Here is a 1,252-nt window from a genome sequence, read left to right as displayed (position 1 = left end):
CACTGCGAGTGCTCGGGACCGGTGTCGGTCGCCCAGCGGGTCGGGTTGGCCATGAGGCCACCGTAACCGGGCCGGTGGGGGAGCGGCGGGGGACCCGGAGGAGACGATCATCCCTTCTCCGCGCCGCTGGTCAGCCCCTCGGTGAGCAGGCGTTCGCTGGCGAAGAAGAGGATCACGATCGGCAGGGTGAGCACGACCGACCCGGCCATCAGCACCGTCTTGGGGACCTCCACACCGTCGGCGAGCAGGGACAACCCCAGCGACACCGTCCACCGGTCGGGCTTGTCGACCAGGAACAGCAGGGCGAAGAGGAACTCGTTCCAGGCGATCATGAAGTCGTAGAGCGCGACCGCCATGACCGACGGCATGGCCAGCGGCAGGCTGACCCGGCGGATGATGCCGAGCCGGCCGGCGCCGTCGATGGCGGCGGACTCCTCCAGGCTGACCGGGATGGTCTCGAAGTAGTTCTTCAGCATGTAGACCGAGACCGGCAGTGTCTGCGAGATGTAGACGAGCACCAGGCCGAACAGCGAGCCGCGCAGCCCGGCGAGGCTGAACACGACGAACAGCGGGATCGCGATGACGATCGACGGGAACAGGTAGACCGCCAGGAACAGGAAGTCGACCTGCCGCCGGCCGAAGAACCGCAGCCGGGCCACCGCGTACGCGCCGGGAATCGCAACGAGCAGCGTGAGCACTGTCGCCGCGACGGCGACGAGGCCGCTGTTGCGGATGAAGGTGAGGAAGCCCTGGCCGCCGTCGTCGGTGGCCTTGAGCACCTCGGCGTACGTGGCGACGGTCAGCTCACCGAAGCCGACCACCAGCGCGCCCGGGTCGAGCAGCAGCCGCTCGATCGGGCGCACCGAGAGCACCAGCATGTAGTAGAAGGGGAAGACGGTGACCACCAGGAACGCGGCGATCACCAGTCGGCGCAGCCAGCGCAGGCTCACCGTCTCGACCACGTCCCGGTCCATCAGCTCACCCTCCGTCCGAAGAAGCGCAGGTAGATCAGCACGAACACGATGAGCACCACGGCCAGCACGACCGCCTGCGCGGCCGCGGCGCCGATGTCGGTACGCGCGGTGAGGAACTCGTACACCCGCACGCTGACCACCTCGGTGCCCGCCGCGCCGCCGGTGAGCAGGTAGACGTCGTCGAACTTGTTGAACGTCATGATGAAGCGCAGCACGCCCAGCAGGGCGATCACCGGCAGCAGTTGGGGCAGCAGGATGTGCCGGAACCGTTGGGTGGG

The 1,252-nt window shown here is 68.1% G+C and carries 2 protein-coding genes; both read right to left on the bottom strand.

The genetic code is table 11. The features are described 5' to 3' along the window. Positions 1–107: 107 nt before the first annotated feature. Complete coding sequence (locus tag KBX34_RS33010) at positions 108–974, bottom strand: carbohydrate ABC transporter permease (RefSeq protein WP_099852729.1); 867 nt, start codon at positions 972–974, stop codon at positions 108–110. Next, the coding region (locus KBX34_RS33005; protein ID WP_210928979.1) for an ABC transporter permease subunit at positions 974–1,252 on the bottom strand (279 nt) is incomplete at its 5' end. The genes KBX34_RS33010 and KBX34_RS33005, both read right to left, overlap by 1 nt.

The organism is Micromonospora sp. M61 (assembly GCF_018070245.1).
In the GTDB taxonomy this organism is placed as follows: Bacteria; Actinomycetota; Actinomycetes; order Mycobacteriales; family Micromonosporaceae; genus Micromonospora; species Micromonospora zamorensis.
The sequence above is the reverse complement of the archived record's forward strand: the minus strand, read 5'-3'. Positions and strand labels throughout refer to the sequence as shown.

Excerpts from the sequence above, each read along its gene's own strand:
- KBX34_RS33010 (WP_099852729.1), bottom strand. The coding sequence starts at position 974 with ATGGACCGGGACGTGGTCGAGACGGTGAGCCTGCGCTGGCTGCGCCGA.